The sequence below is a fragment of the Opitutaceae bacterium genome (assembly GCA_015075305.1).
Taxonomy (GTDB): domain Bacteria; phylum Verrucomicrobiota; class Verrucomicrobiia; order Opitutales; family Opitutaceae; genus UBA6669.
Map to the genome: position 1 here is coordinate 101,783 of JABTUS010000005.1, position 18,053 is coordinate 119,835.

The 18,053-nt window shown below is 59.1% G+C and carries 14 protein-coding genes and 1 tRNA gene; 8 read left to right on the top strand and 7 right to left on the bottom strand.

Translation table 11 applies throughout. The features are described from left to right. Positions 1-2: 2 nt before the first annotated feature. The 5 genes from HS122_10960 to rho all read right to left on the bottom strand — a co-directional run bounded on the left by HS122_10960 (position 3) and on the right by rho (position 6,256). Positions 3-1,952: a 1-deoxy-D-xylulose-5-phosphate synthase gene (locus tag HS122_10960; protein ID MBE7538920.1), complete on the bottom strand. Its 1,950-nt coding sequence runs from the start codon at positions 1,950-1,952 to the stop codon at positions 3-5. A gap of 27 nt (positions 1,953-1,979) precedes the next feature. Next, on the bottom strand, positions 1,980-2,171 hold the full coding sequence (gene xseB / locus HS122_10965; protein MBE7538921.1) for an exodeoxyribonuclease VII small subunit: 192 nt from the start codon (positions 2,169-2,171) through the stop codon (positions 1,980-1,982). Positions 2,172-2,327: 156 nt separating this feature from the next. Then, entirely contained in the window at positions 2,328-3,089 is a 762-nt protein-coding gene (hisF, locus tag HS122_10970; protein ID MBE7538922.1) for an imidazole glycerol phosphate synthase subunit HisF, read from the bottom strand. A gap of 83 nt (positions 3,090-3,172) precedes the next feature. Beyond that, positions 3,173-4,903 carry a hypothetical protein gene (locus tag HS122_10975; protein MBE7538923.1) on the bottom strand — a complete coding sequence of 577 codons (1,731 nt, stop codon included), beginning with the start codon at positions 4,901-4,903 and terminating at the stop codon, positions 3,173-3,175. Positions 4,904-5,041: 138 nt separating this feature from the next. Then, positions 5,042-6,256 carry a transcription termination factor Rho gene (gene rho, locus HS122_10980; GenBank protein ID MBE7538924.1) on the bottom strand — a complete coding sequence of 405 codons (1,215 nt, stop codon included), beginning with the start codon at positions 6,254-6,256 and terminating at the stop codon, positions 5,042-5,044. Between the two features lie 125 nt (positions 6,257-6,381). Between rho and acs the strand changes: the two genes are divergently transcribed. The 7 genes from acs to HS122_11015 all read left to right on the top strand — a co-directional run bounded on the left by acs (position 6,382) and on the right by HS122_11015 (position 14,829). After that, complete coding sequence (acs, locus tag HS122_10985) at positions 6,382-8,334, top strand: acetate--CoA ligase (protein ID MBE7538925.1); 1,953 nt, start codon at positions 6,382-6,384, stop codon at positions 8,332-8,334. A 162-nt stretch (positions 8,335-8,496) separates the two neighbouring features. After that, a complete protein-coding gene (locus HS122_10990) occupies positions 8,497-9,072 on the top strand; it encodes a hypothetical protein (protein ID MBE7538926.1) in 576 nt (191 codons plus the stop codon). Positions 9,073-9,094: 22 nt separating this feature from the next. Beyond that, positions 9,095-9,679 carry a hypothetical protein gene (locus tag HS122_10995; protein MBE7538927.1) on the top strand — a complete coding sequence of 195 codons (585 nt, stop codon included), beginning with the start codon at positions 9,095-9,097 and terminating at the stop codon, positions 9,677-9,679. A 204-nt stretch (positions 9,680-9,883) separates the two neighbouring features. Then, positions 9,884-10,360 carry a hypothetical protein gene (locus HS122_11000; protein ID MBE7538928.1) on the top strand — a complete coding sequence of 159 codons (477 nt, stop codon included), beginning with the start codon at positions 9,884-9,886 and terminating at the stop codon, positions 10,358-10,360. Beyond that, on the top strand, positions 10,360-10,881 hold the full coding sequence (locus HS122_11005) for a hypothetical protein (GenBank protein ID MBE7538929.1): 522 nt from the start codon (positions 10,360-10,362) through the stop codon (positions 10,879-10,881). Before HS122_11000 ends, HS122_11005 begins: the two co-directional genes overlap by 1 nt. A 14-nt stretch (positions 10,882-10,895) precedes the next feature. After that, complete coding sequence (locus HS122_11010; protein MBE7538930.1) at positions 10,896-12,041, top strand: prepilin-type N-terminal cleavage/methylation domain-containing protein; 1,146 nt, start codon at positions 10,896-10,898, stop codon at positions 12,039-12,041. Next, positions 12,004-14,829, top strand: a complete 2,826-nt coding sequence (locus HS122_11015; protein ID MBE7538931.1) for a hypothetical protein — start codon at positions 12,004-12,006, stop codon at positions 14,827-14,829. The genes HS122_11010 and HS122_11015 overlap by 38 nt, the downstream gene beginning before the upstream one ends. Before the next feature lie 2 nt (positions 14,830-14,831). Here HS122_11015 and HS122_11020 read toward each other — a convergent pair whose 3' ends face one another. Next, positions 14,832-16,352, bottom strand: a complete 1,521-nt coding sequence (locus HS122_11020; protein MBE7538932.1) for a hypothetical protein — start codon at positions 16,350-16,352, stop codon at positions 14,832-14,834. Positions 16,353-16,438: 86 nt separating this feature from the next. After that, positions 16,439-16,513: transfer RNA gene (locus HS122_11025), tRNA-Met, on the bottom strand. Between the two features lie 296 nt (positions 16,514-16,809). On the opposite strand from HS122_11025, the gene HS122_11030 reads away from it, so the two are divergent. Continuing rightward, positions 16,810-18,018, top strand: a complete 1,209-nt coding sequence (locus tag HS122_11030) for a sulfatase-like hydrolase/transferase (GenBank protein MBE7538933.1) — start codon at positions 16,810-16,812, stop codon at positions 18,016-18,018. Positions 18,019-18,053 lie beyond the last annotated feature (35 nt).

The window sequence follows — 18,053 nt, forward strand, 5'->3', positions numbered from 1 at the left end:
TTTCAGAGAGTCGACGCCTCAACAGAGGCGGAGTCACGGTTTCGCCAGCGTGCGCGCACGCGCTGGAAAATGGCTTCGGGCGACAGACCATTCGCCTCGCGAAGGGCGGCGACCGTGCTGCCGTGATCGATGAAGCGATCCGGCCAGCCTATGCGCTCGACAGCAGTGGTGCATTCGGCTTCCTGGAGCACTTCAAGCACGGCGCTGCCGAAGCCGCCTGAAAGGACGTGGTCCTCCATGGTAACGAGCAGTGGTATGCAGGCGGCGTGGCTCAGGAGCAGGGTGCGGTCGAGCGGTTTCACGAAACGGGCGTTGACGACACCCACACTCAATCCCTCATCGCGCGCGAGGCGATCCGCCAGTTCCAGGGCATCCTGGACTTGGTTGCCCAATGCCCAGATCATGATGTTCGAGCCTTCGCGAAGGAGTTCGGCATGCCCGACAGGCAGTGCGGCCGGGGTCTCCTTGATGCTCACACCGCAACCAGCGCCGCGGGGATAGCGGATGAAAGCCGGACCATCCAGTGTGAGGCTGGTGTGGAGCATGTCGACGAGTTCGTCCTCGTCCCTGGGTTGCATGACCGTGACGTTCGGCACACACCGCAGGTAGGCGATATCGAACAGGCCGTGATGCGTCGGCCCGTCATTCGGTGAGAGCCCGGCCCTGTCCATGCAGAATACAACGGGAAGATTCTGCAGGGCGACATCGTGTATGATCTGGTCGTAGGCGCGTTGAAGAAAGGTCGAATAGATCGCGACTACCGGACGTATGCCGCGTGTGGAAAGTCCGGCCGCGAATGTGACCGCGTGTTCCTCGGCGATCCCCACGTCGAAGAACTGGCGCGGGCATTCCCTGGCAAGATGCGCAAGTCCCGTGCCGCTCGGCATCGCTCCGGTTATCCCCACAATCCGACGATCCGTCCTGGCCATTTGGACGAGAGCCTGTCCAAAGACATCCTGATAGTTGAGTGGGGCGTTGGGCGCTGACTTTCTGCTTTCTCCGGTGAGACGGTCGAAGGCGCCAAGGCCGTGGAACCGTTCCGGATGTGCGATCGCCGCATTCAATCCCTGGCCCTTCTTGGTGAGAACGTGGAGAATGACCGGACTTTCGAGCTGTTTTGCAAACTCAAGGTTCTTGATCAACTCGTCCAGGTTGTGTCCGTCAATCGGTCCCAGGTAGCGGAGACCGAATTTTTCAAAGAGCGATGACTCGACGAAGAAGTCCTTCGTTTCACGCTTCCATTTCATGTAGAGCCGGTTCATTTCCGCTCCGCGTGGAAGGGACGTGAAGAATTTCTCCAGATCCTGATGAATGCGGTTGTAGGTTGGGTTTGTTGAGAGTCGGTTCAGGTACCTTGAGATGGCGCCAACGTTCTTCGCTATCGACCATTCGTTGTCGTTGAGGATGACAATCAGCCGGCGTGTCGAGGAGACGACATTGTTGAGAGCCTCAAGAGTGACCCCGCAGGTGAAAGCGGCGTCGCCGCAGATTGCGACCACGTGTTCATTGGTCCCCCGGAGATCCCGGGCGCTGGCCATACCAAGCGCGGCGCTCAATGCCGTCCCCGCGTGCCCTGCACCGAACGCGTCGTGCGGGCTCTCGCTTCTGGTGAGAAAGCCGCTTGCGCCGCCCGAGTGACGCAATTTGCGGAAGAACTCACCGCCGCGCCCTGTCAGAAGCTTGTGGATGTACCCCTGGTGCGCGACATCGAATACGAACGGATCGTTTGGCGAGTCGAAGACGCGGTGCAGAGCCAGCGTCAGCTCGACGACTCCGAGATTGGGACCGACATGCCCTCCGTTTTGCGCCGTCACGGAAATGATTTCCTCCCTGATTTCCGCGGCAAGCTGGGAGAGCTGCGTCAGTGCGAGGCTCTTGACATCAGACGGGCCGTGGATGCCAGGAAGCAGGGGTGATGAAGATGCCGGAGAATCGGCGGGCGATGGATTCATCGACGGGAGAATTCAGCATGCATGCACTTAAGCGTCATTTGGGGTGCCCGTGGATTCGTCCTCAAATGGCACACAGGCCGACACTCCATCCCTTCGCTTTTTCAACAACTCGATCTTCAGCTCGGCATCCTTGAGGTGATCTTCGCAGGTTTTCAAAAGTCTGCTTCCCTCCTCAAAGCGCGAAAGAAGGTCCGCCAGCGGGACGTCGCCGCCCTCCATCGACTCGACGATTGATTCGAGCCGTGAGAGGGAGGCTTCAAAACTGAGTGGTGGTTCCGGTTGCGATTCCACAGTGAAGAATGCTAAATCTCGCTGGCTTGCTTTCAATCCCGCTTTGCTGCCTGTCAGCAACCATCTAAATCCAATAGGCGTTGACTAAAGGCGGACGGGTATTCCAGCCGCATGAAGGAAGCCCTTCACTTGCGGTATGGTGAATGTGCCGAAATGAAACAGGCTGGCGGCCAGCACGGCGCTGGCTCCTCCTTTAGTCAGCGCCTCGGCAAAATGAGCCAGCTCGCCTGCTCCTCCGCTGGCAATGACGGGCACGGAAACAGCGTCGCTCACTGCGCGCGTGAGAGTGCAATCATAACCAGCCATGGTTCCATCGGCGTCCATGCTTGTCAGTAGAATTTCGCCTGCTCCGAGCTCGACAACCTGTTTGGCCCATTGAACGGCGTTCAGGTCAGTCGAGTTTCTTCCTCCGTGGGTGTGGACGCGCCAGAAAGCGCCGTTGGGTTCCCGCCTGGCATCGATGGCTACAACGATGCACTGCGCGCCAAAGCGATCCGCAGCCTCTTGAACAAGCCTTGGGTTCTTTATAGCCGCCGTGTTGAGGGAAACCTTGTCCGCGCCGGCGCGGAGCATGGTTTCGATGTCGGCAACGTTGCGCAGCCCTCCACCGACAGTGAGTGGCATGAAGCACTGCTCGGCGGTTGCCGCGACCACATCGTGCATGATGCGCCTTTCATCACTGGATGCGGTGATGTCAAGGAACACCAGTTCATCAGCACCCTGGGCGTCATAGGCACGGGCGGCCTGGACTGGATCACCGGCGTCGCGGAGTTCCTGGAACTTCACGCCCTTGACGACACGCCCGGCGGTGACATCCAGGCAGGGAATGACTCGCCGTCGCAGCATTTCGGGAAAGGATTGGGAGGAGTCCGGCACCGGCTGAATCCAGCGGGCGCGGGCAGGCGCGGCATGCGTGCCAGGATGACGGTCTATTGATCCGTGTGGGTGATGTCGGGCTCGAATTCGACCGCGAGTCGATAGACCTGCCCCGGACGCATGACCAAGGGGTGGTCACGGACGAGATACTGAAGGTAGTGAATCTTGCCGTAATTCGTGCGATACGTTGGGTCTGCCGAAACAACTTCCGTCTCCTGCCAGTGTGCCAGGAAATCATTCTTGCTCACGCCGCAGCGGCTGCCTTGAGGGCCGAGCGCCAGTGCTCCCGCGACATGATATCGTGAGTGGGGCGCGGCAATCGCGAGCATGTAGCGAAACTTGTCGAGCGTGACCTGCTGCCTGACGGTGTAGGCGAATTCGCAGGATATCTTGCTGCCGGAAAAATTCCATTGCACCTTCACGCTTCCGAGTCCCTTGACAAGATTCTCCTTCGTGTCGATGAGGTCCGGCTGTTCGTAGCGAAAATAGAAGCTGTTGCGAAGACCCAGCCCCGTAACGCAGTTCTTGCCGTAAAACGCAGGAATTGTGACATGCTCTCCAAAAGTGAGCTCGGGCAGCATGATGGGTGCGTAGATGTTGTTCGGCCAGTCGAAGACACCCGGGCAGTGTGGGAAGGTGAGCGCATCGGCCACGGCCGTGCCGCCGCAGGAGATGATGGGAATCTGGAAATGCAGTCCGCTGCTGGCGTCGCGGTAGAGAAAAACGCCCTGTTCCTTGCGGTTCGACTTGTCGAATATGACAAACCGTCCGGCTGTTCTGGGCTGGTCGATTTTTTGCGGGGCCGCCGGAAGGCGGACCGTCTTCGCAAGGCGGGACCACTGGCAGAGGTAGCGCGCGGCATCGAAGTTGGCCATGCGCGTCGTGTGGTTGGAATAGGCGGTGCGTTCTGCGTCACGGAGGTCGAGGAAGCCGTTCTCCTGATCCAGATACGTCTGGTAGAAGAAGAAAAACAGGCGGCGCAGGAGATCCTGATAGCGTGGTTTCTGCTCGTCCGGAATCCATCCATCACGCAGCGCCTGAAGGATGAGTGTGATGCAGTGCATTTGTCCGTAGGCCCCTGCCGCTCCACCGAACGCCCAGCCCAAGCCGTCCGCGCGCACCAGATCAGGCATCATGCGGATGTATTTCTCAGCGTAGGTGCGCAGCGTGGGCAGCTTCCGGTCGCGCACGCCGCTGTTTGCATGCAATTGCAGCGCGGAGCGGATGAACACGAAGGTCATCACACCATAGAGATTGAAGTTGCCTCCGATTCCTTCGGTGGCGTCGTCAAAGAAACCGGTCGAACTCGTCTGGTTGATGCGGTCCACCAGGCGTTCGATCAATCGCGATGTCTCGTCCTTTTTCGACAGGCCAAAACTGAAACGCGCGACGGCCTTGGCAATGTTGAACGCCTGCCAGTGGTTGTCGTAGTCGCTGCGGTGGAGCAACTGCTTGTCCATGCGCTGCTGGGTTTCCTCCACCAGGCGTTCCCAGACCACATTTCGCTCCTTTGAGGGGCCAAAACAAAGCAGGCCGAGGGATGCGTAGGCCAGGCCGTTTTCGGCGGGCGGCTCCGTGAACATCTGGGCTGTAACGCATCGGGCGGCAAGGTCGACGAGATCGAAACCCTTGAGAGAAGTCTCGCCAGTGGCGCGATAGTATTCGCCCAAGGCCAGGACCACATGGCCGGGCTCGTCAAGACGACGGTTCTCACCCAGGGCAGGAACAACGGTGCCGTCCGGCTGGATGGCGTCCAGATTTTGACCCAATATTGAACGGGCCATGTCTAGGCACTGCTCGGAAAAACTATGCATGCGAATGGATTGGCTGGCTGGCTGCACCGGCCGGCGCATCGGGCACGCGGACGGAAATGAAATTTTTCAGAAAGGGCGCGTCTGGCGCAAGCGGGAATTCTGTAGCCATCAACGTGCGATCAATTTGAGGAATTCGTCGTTTGTCCGCGTCTTTGAGAGACGGGTGATCATGGTCTCAGTGGCCTCCTCGATCTTCTGCTGGACCAGTGCCCGTCGAAAGAAATGGATTGAATCAAGGGTCTTTGGATCGAGAAGCAGCTCCTCCTTGCGCGTTCCGGATTGCTGGACATTGACCGCCGGCCAGAGGCGCATCTCGGCGCACTTGCGGTCGAGCACCAGGTCGCTGTTGCCCGTGCCCTTGAATTCCTGGAAGATCACGTCGTCCATGCGGCTGCCGGTTTCCACTAGAATCGACGCAACAATGGTGAGTGACCCCGCTTCCTCCGTTCGCCGGGCGGAGGCAAAAAGCTGGCGGGGTTTTTCAAGCGCGCGTACATCGAGTCCACCTGAGCCGGTCCGCCCCGAGTTGCGCATGGTGTTGTGGGCGCGGGCGAGGCGGGTCAGGGAGTCCAGATAAAGCACCACGTCCCGGCCGCATTCCACGAGCCGGCGGGCGCGTTCGATGGCAAGGTCAGCGATGCGAACATGGCTCTCCACCTGCTCGTCATTGGACGAGGCCCAGATTTCGGCCGGAACGCTTCGCTTGAAATCGGTGACCTCCTCCGGGCGCTCATCCACGAGCAGGACCATCACGTGACATTCCGGATGGTTTTCAATCACACCCAGGGCCATGTCGCGCAGCAGGGTGGTCTTGCCCGTGCGTGGAGGAGCGACAATCAGACCGCGTGTGCCCTTGCCAATCGGGCAGAAGAGGTCGACCACCCGCGTGGTCATGCGTCCGTCCTTGGTTTCCAGTCGAAGGTGCTGGTTTGGCGAGACCGTGGTGAGGCTGGTGAATTCGAGTTTGGCGCGACGATCTTCAATCGACAGGCCGTCGACGGATTCGATGAACTTGATCTTGGGATTTGGAAACTTCCCTTCCGCCGGGAATGCGGTCCCGGTGATCATCTGGCCCGACTTCAGCTTGAATCGGCGAATGAGTTCCTTGGGGACAAAAGTATCGGTCGGCCGCCGTTTGCCGAATCTGGCGATGTCGATCAGCTGACCGTTCCCGCTCCTGGAATGGTCGATGTCGAGTATGCCGGAGACGTTGACGAGATTTTCGGCAGGCTGGACAGTTGTGCGATCGGTGGAGGCAGAATCGGTGGGGGAACGCGGTGCGGAGGACGATTCCGCAGACGCGGGTACGGGATTGGTTTCCATGTGAACTGGGAGAATGGACAATAGAGTTCAAGGCGAACGCTTGACGCTCAAAACTTGTAGCGAGATACTTTCTGCGCTCGCTGCGAGCCAACGTTCGACAGAATTTATCTCCAACAACCACTCACGTGACGGACCAAACGATAACCTCAGTATCCCGAGAAAATCGGGTTTTTAGGCCTTCGGCCGAGTTTCAACGCCAAGCAAACCTTGGGAGTTTCGCCACGTATAAGAGGCTTTACGCAGAGTCTGTCAATGCTCCAACAAAATTTTGGGCTCGCCAGGCGAAGGAAATGCTCACGTGGCGCAAGCCATTCAAGGAGGTTTTGAAGTGGAAGCTGCCACATGCCAAGTGGTTCACAGGCGGGCAGTTGAACGTGGCAGAGAACTGCCTGGACCGTCACCTGCAGACCGCCCGGGCCAACAAGGCGGCAATTATTTTTGAAGGTGAACCGGGTGACATCCGAACAATCACCTATAAACAGCTTCATCGCGAGGTTTGTCAGTTTGCCAATGTGCTGACCGACCTTGGAGTGAGGCAGGGGGATCGCGTTGCAATTTACATGCCAATGGTCCCTGAGGCGGCGGTGGCCATGCTTGCCTGTGCGCGCCTGGGTGCCATCCACACCGTCATTTTCGGCGGATTTTCAAGTGAAGCGATCAAGGATCGGGTCAACGATTGCCAGGCGAAGGTCGTGATCACGGCGGATGGCGGGTGGCGCCGGGGAAAAATCATTGAACTGAAAGCAAACGTGGATCGGGCGCTGGCGGCCACCCCTAGTGTTCAGAAAGTGGTCGTATTGAGACGCACGGGGAATGCGACCGCCATGGTCGAAGGTCGCGACCATTGGTGGCATGACCTCGTTGCGGAAGCCTCGCCCGTTCACAAGGCGCGGGGCTTCGCGAGCGAAAATCCCCTTTTTATTCTCTATACCTCGGGTTCGACTGGAAAGCCAAAGGGAGTTCTTCACACGACCGCCGGGTATCTGCTCGGCTCGATGATGACGACGAAGTACGTGTTCGATCTCAAGGAAGCCGATGTCTATTTCTGCACTGCGGACGTGGGGTGGGTGACGGGCCACAGTTACGTTGTGTACGGGCCGCTGGCCAACGGTGCCACAGTGTTCATGTACGAGGGTGCGCCCAATCACCCCGGTCCCGATCGGTTCTGGGAGATGATCGACCGGCATGGCGTGACAATCTTCTACACCGCGCCGACGGCCATTCGTGCCTTCATGCGCTGGGGAGATGAATACGTGGCGAAGCACAGCCTCGCCTCCCTTCGCCTGCTTGGCTCCGTCGGGGAACCCATCAATCCGGAAGCATGGATGTGGTATTACACGAACATCGGGAAGAAGCGCTGCCCGATCGTCGACACCTGGTGGCAGACCGAGACAGGCGTCATCATGGTCACCCCGCTTCCTGGAATCACCCCAACGAAGCCGGGATCGTGCACGCTTCCATTCTTTGGTGTTGTCCCGAAGGTCCTCGATGAAAATGGCAAAGAGGTGCCGAGAGGTTCTGGCGGACGACTCTTTCTCAAGCAGCCCTGGCCATCGATGCTGCGCACCTTGTGGAATGACGATGAGCGCTTCAAGAAGCAGTACTGGAGCGAACTTCCCGGCTATTATTTTGCCGGCGACGGCGCTCGATTTGACAAGGATGGATACCTTTGGGTGGTTGGGCGAATCGATGACGTGCTGAATGTCTCGGGACACCGCATAGGAACGGCGGAAGTTGAAAGCGCGCTCGTCTCGCACCCTGCAGTTGCAGAAGCGGCCGTCGTCGGACGCCCCGATGATCTAAAGGGCCAGGCGCTGGTTGTATTCGTGACCGTCAAGGCGGGGATTACTCCCTCGAAAGAGCTCCGGGAAGATCTGCGTGCTCACGTAACCAAGGAAATTGGCGCACTGGCGCGCCCGGATGACCTGCGCTTTGCCGCCGCATTGCCCAAGACACGTTCAGGCAAGATCATGCGGCGCATTCTGAAGGAAATTGCCGTCAGCGGAGAGGTTAAGGGTGACACAACAACGCTTGAGGATTTTTCAGTTGTGGCAAGCCTGCAGGCGCATGAAGAGTAGCATATCATGCTATTATAAAAGTGTTTACATGTTGATGCAATTAAACCACTTCTAGGCTTGACCGATTAAGGCTATTTTATTGCATGTGTGGCGATGCAGAATATCGCCCACTTGGAATCCAAGTCATGGAAGCCGCTAAGGCGTGCTCCCATGACTTGTGCCGTGAGTCGCATCTCAGGATTTTCCTCCGTGGAAATGCTGACGGTGCTGGTGATTCTGGGCTCCCTGGTGGGGACTGGAATCAACATTTTCGGAACGCTTCAGACGAGGAGCTTGCGAGCCCGTGCCGCGGCTGAACTCGCGGTTATCCGACAGGGGCTCGAACGGTTTCGGGCTGCGCATGGTGACTTTCCTCAAACTGGAGAGCGCCCATCTCTTGCGAGCGGGGCTGGCATCGATCCCCAGGCGGCCGAAGTGAAATTGTTCAATGCATTGATCGGGAGGCTCGATGCGCGTTTGAACTCCGTGACAACCAAAGCGATGCTCGACTGGCGGGCACTGTCGACTGCATCTCCCGGGCTAGATGTCGAAGGTGCGGAGAGCGGCGAGGTGGCCAATGCCTTCCTGGATCCGTGGGGAAACCCGTATGTCTATCGGTATCGAGGCACAAGCAATGGGGTTTGGATGGCTCCGACATGCCTCATTTATTCCCTCGGCCCAGACGGCCTGGAACTCGCTCCCGAGCATGGAGCATTTGAACGCACGGCGGCTTTAAACCAGGACAACATCCATGGGTAACCGTGCCTTCTCTTTGGTGGAAATGCTCGTCTGCATCGCTGTCGCTGCGATGCTCTACGGTCTCATTGTCCCCACTACTGCAGCCATCAGGGGGGCTGCCGGGCGACATCAATCCCGTGTCCGGTTCAATCAGTGGCGGCTCGCCATTGAGGAATTCCGGACTGAGTACGGCCACCTTCCAGATGTGGCAACAGGAGGGAGGCTGGATCCAGGCAAGATGCTGGCCGCGTTAACGGGGTGTGATTCCAAAGGTTCCCCAGTGCCGGCTGAGGACCTTCAAGGCAACATCCGCAGGATTCGCTTTCATGCCTTTGGTGCAGGCGAACTGATTCCCGTGACAGGCACCATGCATGGGGCTGAGCTTGTCGATGGAAACGGAAACAGTCAGATCGGTGTTCTCATTGATCGGGATGAGGATGGTGCGATCCATGGAAGCGAAGTTGTTGCAGTGCCAGTGGCTTCGGGCAACTCGCGGGATGGTTTTACCGCGCCGTTCACTCCACCCGCATCCGCCGTTGGGCCGGGTGTGAGCATTCCTGCCCGAATTGCGTTTTATTCCACAGGATCCGGACGGGATCCGGAAGGATTTGTCTATAGCTGGAGATGAATGGGCGGAAGAGGCGCCATGAATATCCGGAGCATGTGCGGTCGTTCGACTCTGTCGGCTTTCTCCCTCGTGGAATTGCTCATCGCATTGTGCCTCGCTGGCACACTTTCAATTCCCATTGCCCTTACAGTTCGGGAAGGAAGGGAGACTCGGACGATGGAAAGTGCTCAGGATCTTGTGGGCGCACATTTGAACGCCGCGCGCATGCACGCGATTGTTTCCGGCAAGCCCTGCCGGCTGCTGGTCTATTCGGGCCGCCGGGAGAACTCCGAGCTGCAATGGAAACTGCGCAGCCTCATTGTCGCGATCTCAAATGGCGATGGAACCTGGTCGGCCCGCGATGAGCCGATTTGCCTGCCGGGCAACATTCGCATGGTCCCCAGAATCGCACCACCCACGCTGAATCCCGGCGGCTGGGGGACAGCACCGCTCTCCACAATTTCCGGCGACACTTTGCAGGTGATTCATCTGGGTGACCGGCATCAATCCGGCTATTTCTACTTCGTCGAATTCAACTCCCTCGGAAACACCGGAGGTGGAACGATCGTGCTGTCCCCGGGAATCAACCGAACAGTCGGGGATGCCGGCGAAGTTTCATTCAATCATCCGAATGAAATCAGCGGCATCCGGGTGAGCCAGTATGGAGCGTTGACGATGCTGGCGAGCGCCTCCGCATTCTGATGAACCCCGGCAGGCGAGCGTTCACGATGGTCGAGATTGTCATGGCGTTGGGCATCCTCTCCGGGGGCATCCTTGTCCTGCTCGGCATGTTTTCAGCCGCGCTCCGGGGAGCGAATGACCAGGAGCTCCGCCGAACCGCAGGCATGGCTGCCAGCAAGGTGCTGGACCGACTCGCAGAACTTGGAGTTCAACGCGGCATGGCTTCCTGTCTCATCAACGGCAATGAGCGCGACGGATTGTCGGCATGGGACGGTCGAAAGCTCTTCGTAGATCGGAATGCAGAAATTGTGGGTTCATTTGAGGAAATCGGCATGCGCGGGTACGAACGCTTCGATCGGGCCCACTACTATGAGGCGGTGACGGTCATCGATGACGCGCAAATGCGGAGCGGCGAATCCGGACAGACCGGGGTTTGTCTGGTCCATATTGAAATGGCCTGGCCGGCAGCGAGGGCGGACGGAACACCCACACCCGACAATTCGCGAGACCGACTCGTTGTGACGGCCTCTATTCGGGAGTGAACTCCTGATCCAACATGAAGGCATTCCCTCAAAGGACACGTGGAGCAGGGGCATTCACGCTCATCGAGCTGATTGTCGCCCTGTCGATTGGCGGATTGTTGATTGCGCTCACCTCGCCGATTGCGCTTCAGGTGGCGGAGGTCTGGAAGCGGACGTCGGGGAGGCTTGCGACAAGTGCCCAGGCCGAGATCATTTTCGACAGGATCGCGCGTGACCTCGAGAGTGCCGTTTTCAGACGGGATGGGAACGTCTGGTTTGTCGCCACCTATCAGGCTTCACCCCAGAAGGGCAGGGGAGATTCGGGTGTTTCCGATGCGACGTGGGACGGCCGAGTGAAGCCTTCCTTCGAGCATCAGGGTGATCCTTCGTCTTCGCTGCACACAGCCTCCGAATCGGAGCAGTTTTCCAGAAGCCGATTCGGGCAGTCAGGCATTTGGCTTCGGTTTTTCACCGTGCAGCCGGACACGCAATCCGAGTTGCACGACCTTTCTGCCCCGCGCGCGGTCGCGTATCAGATCGTCAGACGACGCGCCACGGCGTCAGCATCCGCATCGGTGTCATCAAACACACCAACACGCTACTTTCTTTATCGCAGCGCGGTGCGGCCGGCGAGTGAGAACCTGCAGGACGTTGATTCCACGTTTTCGGCCGGCTATGACCTGTTTTCATCCATGTCTCCTGGCTATAACCAAGGGGACGCCTCCCGCATCGACAATGTCGGAAACATCAGGACACCGCGCCGCTATGAGCAGGTGATCGGGAACAATGTGATCGACTTTGGTGTGCGATGCTGGGTTCGCGATGAAGTTTCGGGAGAGTTGTTCGAGCGTTTTCCTCTGCGCAATCCAGGCGGGACGCCCGTTCGTGGATTTGCGGCCACAGTGCGCGACGGAATCTTCCGAGCAGCCGCGGTGCCACCAGTGGTCAGCGCGGAACCCAGCCTGGGCGCGACTGAGATGTCCTACGGATTTCCAGAACGAGTGGATGTCTTTCTGCGGATTCTAACGGATGAGGGCGCACGAATTGTTGACGCTTTTGAGCAGGGGCGAGCCGGTGGTTTTGAGGATCAAGGTGACGAGAATGCCCGTTGGTGGAGCCTCGCGATCAGACACTCCCATGTCTATGTCGCAAGCGTTCGGATTTTCGCCCATGCCCTTTGACCGGCGAAATGCTCCCTCCAAGCGCGGTGGTTTCGTGCTGGTTGTCTCCGTAATGGTGCTCTCTGTCATTTCCGCGGTCTTGCTCAGCCTTGGGTTGTTGCTTCGCGTGGAGACCCGTCTCGGAGTCAACCGGGAGGCAGCCGCGCAGGGCAGGCGAAACGCACTCTGCGCCCTGGATCTTGCACTTTCACACCTTCAGTCCGCGGCGGGTCCGGATCAGCGCTGGACCGCACGCGCCGAGGTTGCATCGCCACAAGCGCTTTCGCAGCCCTATTGGACGGGTGTATGGCGGCGGGATGCTGGAGTGCCGGTTCTGGCAACCTGGCTGGTGAGCGGCAATCATGGCTCAAATGCCTTGGCGGTGGCGCCCGACTCCGCTCTCAATCCGCTCACAGCTCCGCTGGAGGATGAGGTCCTCCTTGTGGACTTGGGAACGGTTGCGAGTTCCTCGCAGCGGATCAAGCTGGCCACCATCCCAATCACCCGACCGTCAAGGGAGGTCGATGCAAACGGACAGGCCTCCGCTGACACCGTCGGGCATTTCGCGTATTGGATAGGTGACGAGGGCATCAAGGCGAGTCTCGTGGGGCCTGCGAACGGGAGCCTGCTGAATTACGACAACTCCATGCCGGGAGCGCTTGCTTCGCTTGGAATAGCCCCGGGGGTGAACTGGCAGTCCAATGACGGATCAAGTGTGCGATTGGAGCAGATGCGGCCGTCATGCTTCCGAACCGATCTGCTGTTTCCGGGGTTCGATGCCCAGGACTGCGCGAGTCGCCTCAATCGTGTCGTTGAGAGGGGGCAGCTCCCGATGGTCAGTCCGGCACTCAGCCGATTCCGGACCCGCTCGCTATACCACTCCATCACGGACCGTAGTCGCGCCGTCCTTCTTGACCACGGAGGCGATCGAGCAAGGCTGCGCGTGGATCTCTCCGATACGCCCGATGTCGGTGATCCTTCGGTGAAGCGGATGCTTCTCGAACGTCCAATCAGCAACGCGATTCCATGGATGGCGAATCACTCCATCCAGCGGGGCAGTGATCCGGCGCAATCTTCGCACGGTCTTGGATTTTCGTCCGGTCCGGTGCTTACGGAGTGCCTGTGCAGATTCCACCTTTATAGAAACCCGGCCGATCAGTCCCTTTGGCTTCGCCGAGAAGTTCAGGCTGAACTGTGGAATCCTTATTCCTGCAGTTTGTCCATTGAAACTGAGCCTTTGGAACTTGAGATCACAGGGCTCCCCGAGATCAAGGTGTCACACGGCAGTCAGATTGTGACTGTGAATCTGAACGATCATTTCAAGATCCTCCGCGTTGATCGGCAAATGCATTGGGAACCAGGGGAGATTGTCATCCTCAGGGGACATGACGACCTCAGCCGCCCGGGCTCTTTGGGAGATCTTCGTGTCAGTGCAGAAGGATCCCTGCCCGACGATCCGAATGCGGACCGGCTCGTGGTGGAGTGTCCCGGCATTCTGCCGGACCATGGGCCGGCATATCGATTGCTGGCGGGCGGCTCACAAGTCGCGCGCTACGAGCCGATGCTGCCCTTCGAACCTGCCGTGATTGAACTTTCGCCAGCGGAGAGTCAATTGGACGCGTCGCTGGGATTTGGTTTTGCTCTTCGGGACGACCGCACCTACTGGATGAACGGTGCGCGGCCCGACGCCAGGGATCCGCGATCGCATGACATTCGGGGAGAGAGCTTCGAGCCGCCCGTGCAGTCGCGGAGCAGGCATCCGGAGGAAAACATTTCGGGGATTTCCAGCGATGACACATCGCTCTTCAACTCCTCCAGACGTCTGAGCATCGCGGAGCTGCCGCGGCAGGAGGTTGTTTCCATCGGTGAATTGCAGCATCTCGTGTCGGCGCGCCCGAATGCCGTCGGCAATCCCTGGGGCGGCGGTGTCAACGCGATATTTGATCAGGCCTTCCTATCGACCGTTCCGCGTTGGGCGCCATTTGACCCCTCCGATGAGGTCGCGCTTGCGAATCCGTACATTGAACTCCTGGCCCCCGCGACGATGCCGGTACCCCTGGGCAGCCCGACGGAGGTATCGCCGTCCTCGTCCGCAATCCTCATGGATCGTGATCATGCGGCGGAGTTCCTGCTTGTTCGCGGTGCATTCAACCTGAACTCCACGTCGGCGGAGGCATGGACGGGTGTGCTGGGGGGAATGAATATCGCAGACTGGGGTCATGGCGCCACTGGGGTCACCCATCTCAACAACGCTCATTTCCGGTTTGCCCACACAGCCCAGCACTTCAGCGCGGATCCATATCGAGCTGCCACCGCGGTTGATGCCTGCGCGCGTGGCGTGCGGACCCTGAGCCGGGAACAGGTGGTGCGCATGGCCGAATCGGTCGTGCGCTCGATTCGGATGCGTGGTGTGCCTTTCACAACAATCGCCGACTTCAGCAATTCGGGAGTCCTGGAGCAGGCGATTGCGGACGCGGGAATCAATGCCGAACTCCCAATGACCCTCGCGGGGTCGCCCGCATGGCTGTCCCAGGCCGACATTCTGAGCGCGATCGCTCCGTTCATCGTGGTGAGATCGGACACGTTCGTCATTCGGTGCTATGGCGATGTGAGAAATCCCGTCACCGGAGGCATCGAGGCGCGCTCCTGGTGCGAGGCGGTTGTCCAGCGGATCCCAAAATTGCGTCCGCCCGCCGATGGCAATGCAACGGATCCCCATGACGTCATCATGCCGGATCCCCTCCGTTATCCAACGGGGCGCGCATTTGTGGTTACCGGATTCCGGTGGCTCGGGCCGTCGGATATTTGAGCCTAGGGGGCCGCTGGATTGGGTTTGATCGGAATGGGAGTGGAATCGCGCGCGAGGCTGCGAAAGAAGAGCGAGTCCTTGGAGCCGAGATACTGCTCAAAAATGCCTGCATCGAGATTGGGAACATGGACGCGATCGGCTTCCTCCACGATGTTCAGACTGGGGAGATGCCAGGCTCTCAGGAGTTCCGGGAGCGAACCCATTGCTCCGACGACGAGCAGCAGCGCAAGAATCCTGCCCTCAAGCTGCCTGGCGTGCAGCGTGATTGAACGGGCAGCACCGGCCCAAAGCAGAAAGAGGGCGGGAATGGGTACGCGCATGCAGAAGTCGTTAAAGATGCCGAGGCGATAAAACGAAACGGAAAGCAGAACCACCGGGAGAAACCAGCAGACAAGGCGAGTCCATCGATCATCGGAGGCTCTTAGTTCACGGGCAAAAAAGTAAAAGATCCCCCATTCGAAGAGGTGGAAAAGCATGAACCGACCTCCGTCAGTGCGGATGTCAACGGCATCCCAAAGCCACGCTCGCGGGGGAGTGGATGTGGTGGAGTTGTAGTAGAGAATGGCCGCAAGAAGAATGGGAGCGGCGGCGAGATTCATCCAGTGAAGAGCCGCGCGACCGCGTCTGTCGACCAGGGCGAGCAGACAGAACGGAGCAAGGCCCATGACTGTGAACGGAGACCAGAACGCGGCGAGTGCGACCGGCAGGCCGATGCGGCTCAGACCGTCGTGCACGGGCAGCCGTGCAACCAGCAGGCCAATGACGAGCCAGGCTGCGATTGAATGCTGCGGCGCCCAGGTCAGCTGGGACATGTGTCCCGGAAAATTCAGAAAAAGCCAGCCGGCCCACCAATCGATGTGCTCCGTTCCCGCCAGCAGCGGCTCACCACTGACGAGTCGCTGTCCAAGGAAATCCAGACCGTTCGCGAACACGAAAATGATTGCGGTGAGCAGGGGTCTTTTCCTGACGAGCCGGATAAACCAGAACATTGCGAGGCAGACACCGAGCGCTGTCCACACAAGCAATGTGAAGCTTGCCCACCACCAACCGGCGACTTTTCCGACAAGTGCGGCCGGGAGATAATAGGCCAGGTAGTAGACAAGGGGAATTTCACTTTCGCCGACTTCGTAGGTGACCGGCCAGTGTGCCTCAACAAGATCCTTAAGAACGGCCGAATGCTTGTCCCAGTCCGGGTTCTGCAGGGTGAATCCGCCGGCTCCGGAATACAGGCTCCAGAGGCAGGCGATGGCGGCCACGATCACCAATGTCCAGAGCGGAAGGGCCGGCGCGGCATCCCCGCGCATGCGATCGGTTTCCCGCGGAGAGTTTGCCGCCTTGCTGGCGCCGGCGAAGGCGGATGCAAGGCACGCGGAAAGCGCCAATGCCCACATCCAATGCAACCAGCCCCAGATCCAAAGGACGACCGGGAAACCCAGGTAGGCCAGGGTCAGCAATTCGAGCCGCGCATCAAAGGCGGCAATGGGTGTCGATTTGTTGATCCAGCGGAAGGCGGGTGACGACATGGAGGGCGGCGTCGTATCAATGCGGATTGGTTCGATCAGCTAAAACGAGTTATGCGAATCCTGCGCAAGTCTTCTCCGATCGAAGTTGGTGCCAGAGGGCGGGATTGAACCGCCGACCAAAGGCTTATGAGTCCTCTGCTCTACCACTGAGCTACTCTGGCATTCCATTTTACCGCAATTACTTACAATTCAATTGATTCTCCAGTTGTCAATTGGCCGTTCGTCCCTGCGGCCTGCATCGAAATAATCCGATGGGCGGGCGAACAGGATTTGAAGCTATGTCGATCCTTGAATGTGTAAGAACGCGGACAGCGGACGGTATAATACGAAATTTTGCCGTCAAGGTTTCGTTGCAGGCACCCATCTGGCTGGGAAGGGCAACATCAGCCAGGGAAGGCCTCCCGCGCAAACTTGCCAGTGCCGAACGTCCCGCATTCAAAAGTGTGCGCAGATTGCTATGACCGCCAAGGACCACGCCAAACTTCCTGACATCCTCTGGATCGTCACAACGCAGTGGCGGGCACAGTCCCTGGGATATGCCGGCGACCCCAACGCGAACACTCCCCACCTTGATTCCCTGGCTAGACGCAGCGTGAACTATTCGCAGGCCGTCACGCCTCATCCGTTCGGACCCTTTGCTCGCGCCGCACTGCTCACCGGCCTGACTTCGCCGAAGAATGGAGTCCGCGAATACTTCGATCCCCTGCCGCACGGGAGCAGAACGATTGCGCATGAGCTGGGTGAACGCGGATATGACACGGCGTTCTTCGGAAAGTGGCAGCTCGGCGTGCGTGACAGGCAGGCTCCCCTGGTTGGAGAAACGCACGCCAGGGTCGTCATTCCAAAACACGCGCGGGGCGGCTTTCACGAATGGGAGGGCTTTGAAGGCGGATTTCTTCTCAATGATCCCTGGTTGCATGGTTCAGTTGAGCACCCTGTCCCATGCAGAGTGAGCGGGTATCAGAGCGAGGTTCTTGCAGACCGCGTCCTGGCCTGGCACGAGCGCAGAAAGTCGGATGCATCGAAGCCCTGGTTTGTGCTCTTGAGCCTGGAACCTCCCCATCCGCCGTATGACGCTCCCGCGAACGGAGTGCAGGCGCTCGACAGCGGCAGGATCGTGCTGCGCCCCAATGTTCCCCGCGGGGGCGAAGCAGAGATTCGGGCAAGGCGCGAACTTGCGGGCTATCATGCGCACATCACCGCGACCGACGCCGCGATCGGACGCCTGGTCGGCGCCCTGCCGGAGTCGGTCATCGTGGTGTTCACCTCGGTCCATGGCGACATGCACGGTTCGCACGGGCTGTTTCGCAAGGGCTGGCCGCATGAGGAAAGCATTCGAATTCCGCTGCTCGTTCGGAGTGCGCCCGTTCCGCCTGACACCATCTCCGTCAGTGACGAACCTGTCTCCCTGCTCGACCTTTTCCCGATGACACTTTCCTGGGCGGAAGGCAAAGCCTGGCGCTGCGAGCGAAGCGAAGCACTGATCTCCATGCCATCCGTCGTTTCGCTGCCGCATCAATGCGATCGCATCTGGAGGGGACGGAGGTCCCTGATGCGGAAGGTCGTCATCGCCGCGGACGGCGAAGACTGGCTGGACTTTGATCTGGCTGCGGACCCCCATGAACTGAAAAACCGGTCGCGGACCCGTGGTGGCGGAACTGTGTAGTTGAGGCGCCGATACAACTTCGGGCGGCTGACGGC